The 3,784-nt window shown below is 43.5% G+C and carries 3 protein-coding genes; 1 reads left to right on the top strand and 2 read right to left on the bottom strand.

Annotated features, from left to right (window positions below; translation table 11 throughout):
• A partial coding sequence (locus VK541_RS13965) for a glycosyltransferase family 4 protein (RefSeq protein WP_324370941.1) occupies positions 1–1,408 on the bottom strand: 1,408 nt, incomplete at its 3' end.
• A 185-nt stretch (positions 1,409–1,593) separates the two neighbouring features.
• Here VK541_RS13965 and VK541_RS13960 point away from each other — a divergent pair.
• Complete coding sequence (locus tag VK541_RS13960; RefSeq protein WP_324370940.1) at positions 1,594–2,799, top strand: MFS transporter; 1,206 nt, start codon at positions 1,594–1,596, stop codon at positions 2,797–2,799.
• Between the two features lie 129 nt (positions 2,800–2,928).
• On the opposite strand, the gene VK541_RS13955 is transcribed toward VK541_RS13960, so the two are convergent.
• The coding region (locus tag VK541_RS13955; protein ID WP_324370939.1) for an AAA family ATPase at positions 2,929–3,784 on the bottom strand (856 nt) is incomplete at its 5' end.

Below are 3,784 nucleotides of genomic sequence, written 5' to 3'. Positions count from 1 at the left end.
TATACTGAATATAACTCAGATATATCGGAATCAGATCCAGCGCAGCTTTGCTTTTATTTTGCTGGTACGCAAGGATCGTCAATATTAACGCTCTGGCGTTGTCATCCAGACAATAACCTTCCTTGAGGTTAGGAATGCCATACTTGGCATGCTGTACGATACCCGTGTCATCGGTCAGTCTTTGAATATGCGCGAGGCTAAATGCAGGCATCATATCAGGATCAATGATCGGCTTGTTGCCAATTTCTTTTTCAGACAAGAATTTAGAGATCGCCTCATCCAGCACGTCTATAAATACTTCCCCTGTACTGGGCCAGCGCATGTGCAACCCGTATTCATAGGCATTGGTCTTCAACTGCTTCAGTTTTGCAGGATCCTCAAAAAGCTCATTCACTATACCGGCAAGGGCATCACTATCTTTAAAATCAAACAACCTGCCCCGATGGTCAGCCAGCAGTTCCTGTGCATGCCAGTAAGGTGTGGATATGACAGCGGCTCCGGCACCAACAGCATAAGATAATGTCCCGCTGGTGATCTGAGCTTCATTTAAATATGGGGTAATGTACATTTCACAGGCAGTCAGGTAATCGTGCAGTTCCTGTTCAGATACAAATTTATTGATGAAAGTCAGGTTGTTTTCTACATTTAGTTTTTTAGCCAGACGCTTCAGGCTGTCCCTGTATTCCTCCCCTGAGTTACGGATTACGCCAGGATGCGTGGTCCCAAGGATCACATACATCACATCAGGGTTTTTTTCGACTATTTTAGGCAACGCTTCAATTACGGTTTCCAATCCCTTATTTCTGCTGATCAGACCAAAAGTAAAGAGCACCTTCTTTCCTTTAAATGCCAGTGAATTTTTGACAGGATTGTCATCTTTTGGCTCCAGATCAGGCACCCCATGTTCAATCAACTGGATTTTTTCAAAAGGAATTCCATAAATGCTGGTCAGAAAACCTACAGCCCTATGGCTCATCACCACTATTCTGGAAGAGTATTTTGCTACCTCACGCAGTACCGTAAGCTGCATGTAGTTAGGATCCTTTAATATCGTGTGAAAAATAGTAATCAGTGGTTTTTGAAGCCGCGCCAGCAGGGGCAGGATATATACGCCGCTTTCACCGCCAAATATTCCATATTCATGTTCCAGGATACAGGCATCTGCCAGACTGGTATTGATATAATCAGCAGCACGGATGTAATCTTTTTGATTTTCCTGCCTGATGATGTATTTCACCTCCTTTGGATACTCATATTCATCTATGGTATCGGCATCGTTCATTGCTACTACAAAGCTGTCTTCAGATACCATGTTTTTATTGTAACCAATTGCCTTTAACAGGTTGTTGTTAAACGTAGCAATTCCACATTCGCGCGGAGGATAAGTAGAGATGTAAGCAATTTTCATATTAAAAGGGGAATTATTACTGATATAACAACAGAATGAAAAGAATTGTTCTGTGATTGTTAGGTTTATTTATGTTTTTTGTCTAAATGTTAAACAAAACTCTGGTAAGGTACCTAAACCGTTTTTAATAAAAGTACTTATCAGATTAATATATTCCCTACCTTTGAAACTTTCCTTGATTCAATATGAATACTGCCTCTACAACGCAAAACGCAGTTGAAAAAACTGTTTTTCCGATCCTTTTTGCTATAAGTTTTTCACATCTGTTAAACGATACCATCCAGTCTCTCATTCCTGCGATATATCCTGTCGTGAAGAATTCTTATCACCTCAGTTTCACACAAATTGGCCTGATCACGCTAACTTTCCAAATGGCAGCGTCGCTATTCCAGCCTTTTGTCGGGCTCTATACCGATAAAAAACCACAACCTTATTCGCTGGCTGCAGGTATGGGTTTTACCTTGCTTGGTTTGGTAATTTTGTCGCAATCCACCGGATTTTATATGATGCTGATCTCAGTAGCCCTGGTGGGTACAGGATCTTCTATTTTTCATCCTGAAGCATCCCGGATGGCCCATGCTGCCTCTGGCGGCAGGAGAGGACTTGCCCAATCTATCTTTCAGCTTGGCGGAAATTTCGGCAGTTCGCTTGGACCTTTACTGGCGGCCTGGATCATCGTTCCCTATGGACAGCACAGCGTGATCTGGTTTTCAGCGATTGCTTTGATCGCCATTATGATCCTGAGCAGGGTAGGCAACTGGTATAAGGGATATATGGTGACCAAGGCAAGGCAAAGCGCTAAGATCAGCAGCCAGGTCAGTACTTTTTCTAAAAACAGGGTAATCGGATCAGTCATTGTTCTTCTGGTGCTGATCTTCTCCAAATATTTTTATATGGCCAGTCTGACCAGTTATTTTACCTTCTATGTAATCGATAAATTTCGGGTATCAGTGCAGTCTTCGCAGGTCTATCTTTTTGTTTTCCTGGTATCGGTCGCAGCGGGTACACTAATAGGAGGGCCTGTTGGCGACAGGTTTGGCAGAAAGTATGTGATCTGGTTCTCCATTCTTGGAACAGCGCCTTTTGCCTTGCTGCTGCCTTATGCCAATCTGTTCTGGACAGGCGTCCTTATTGTGCCTATAGGAATGATCTTAGCTTCAGCTTTTTCAGCAATCCTGGTTTATGCACAGGAGCTGATTCCCGGAAAAGTAGGGCTGGTAGCGGGTTTGTTCTTTGGCTTCGCTTTTGGAATGGGCGGTATAGGATCGGCATTATTAGGTAAGCTTGCAGACAGTACAAGTATTGAATATGTATTTCATGTTTGTTCTTTTCTGCCGCTGATAGGGATGCTCACGGCTTTCCTGCCGAATATTGAAACGAGGAAGAAGTAGTTTTCGGTCGGCGTAAAATCGAACTGCGATATAATATCGTCATTGGGAGGAGGAACGACGAAGCAATCTCATCTTGACTATTAATGAGATTGCTTCGTCGCTGTGCTACCTCGCAATGACGAAGACCAATTATTCGTTATTCAAAAACACAAACTGATGGTCAAACATATCTAATTTGATCTTGCTGTCCTTATCAATCTTGCCGGCAAGGATCTCTTTAGACAATTCGTTCAAAATTCTTTTCTGGATCACACGTTTCAGCGGCCTGGCTCCAAATTGCGGATCATAACCCAACTCAGCCAGCCAGTCCAGTGCCTCAGCTGAAGCCTCTATCTGAATTCCCATTTCAGCCAGTGTATCCTGTACATTTCTGAACTGCAGCGATACAATGTCCCTGATCTCGGTCCTGTTTAAAGGAGTAAACATAATCAGCTCATCAATACGGTTCAAAAACTCCGGTCTGATGGTTTGTTTCAGCAATTCAAACAATTCGTTTTTCGTTTTCGCGATCACCTCATCACGGTTATCGTCATCCAGCGATTTAAAATTGTCCTGGATCAGGTGCGAACCAATGTTGGAAGTCATGATGATGATGGTATTCTTGAAGTTCACCACCCGGCCTTTATTATCGGTCAGACGGCCATCATCGAGTACCTGCAGCAAGATGTTAAAGACATCAGGATGTGCTTTTTCAATCTCATCCAGGAGTACCACAGAATAAGGTTTACGCCTTACCGCTTCAGTTAACTGCCCGCCTTCATCATAACCAACATATCCCGGAGGTGCACCGATCAAACGGGAAACCGCATGACGTTCCTGGTATTCGCTCATGTCTATCCTCGTCATGGCGTTCTCATCGTTAAATAAGAATTCTGCCAGTGCTTTGGCCAGCTCAGTCTTACCAACACCTGTAGTACCAAGAAATATAAAGGAACCGATCGGTTTGCGTTTGTCTTGCAAACCTGCCCTTGAGCGGCGGATCGCA

Origin of the sequence: Pedobacter sp., assembly GCF_035317785.1 — a bacterium.
In the GTDB taxonomy this organism is placed as follows: Bacteria; Bacteroidota; Bacteroidia; order Sphingobacteriales; family Sphingobacteriaceae; genus Pedobacter.
Note: the sequence above shows the minus strand (reverse complement) of the source record. Positions and strands in the feature narration are given on the sequence as shown.

What these genes read in the sequence shown, in the direction of transcription:
- VK541_RS13960 (WP_324370940.1), top strand. Translation starts at nt 1,594, where the DNA reads ATGAATACTGCCTCTACAACGCAAAACGCAGTTGAAAAAACTGTTTTT.